Origin of the sequence: Nocardiopsis lucentensis DSM 44048, assembly GCF_000341125.1 — a bacterium.
GTDB classification, from domain to species: domain Bacteria; phylum Actinomycetota; class Actinomycetes; order Streptosporangiales; family Streptosporangiaceae; genus Nocardiopsis; species Nocardiopsis lucentensis.
Genome location: NZ_ANBC01000497.1, coordinates 1 through 557, shown reverse-complemented (window position 1 = coordinate 557; position 557 = coordinate 1). Strand labels below are relative to the sequence as shown.

The following is a 557-nucleotide window of genomic DNA, read 5'->3' as shown; positions in this document are numbered from 1 at the left end:
CACCGCCGAGGGTGGCGCCGCCGTCGCCGAAGCCGCGGCCGTCGGACCGGCCTCGACCGCACAGCGCCTGGTGGACCGGGCCGTGGAGGAGTTCGGCCGCCTGGACGTCCTGGTCACCAACGCCGGCGTACTGCGCGACCGCGTGCTGTGGAAGATGAGCGACGACGACTTCGACACGGTGATCGACGTCCACCTGCGCGGCACCTTCACCTGTGCCCGCGCCGCCGTCACGCACATGCGCGAACGCGGTGGCGGCGGGCGGCTCATCCTGGTCGGCTCCCCCGCCGGGCAGCGCGGCAACTTCGGGCAGACCAACTACGCCGCCGCCAAGGCCGGGATCGCCGCCATGGCCCGCACCTGGTCGATGGAGTGCGCCCGGGCCGGGATCACCGTCAACGCCGTCATCCCGGTCGCCGCCACGGCGATGACCGAGACCGTCCCCGCCTTCGCCCCCCACGTCGAGGCCGCCCGCGAGAGCGGCCGCCCCCTGCCGGGCTGGCTGCGCAAGGGCGAGGGTTTTGGCACCCCCGAGGACGCGGCCGGGCTCGTCGCCTTCC

1 protein-coding gene is annotated in these 557 nt (G+C 75.0%); it reads left to right on the top strand.

The annotated features are described in order from the left end of the window. Window positions 1–557 (top strand): SDR family NAD(P)-dependent oxidoreductase (locus D471_RS0117610; RefSeq protein WP_017599840.1); only part of this gene is annotated, 557 nt, incomplete at both ends.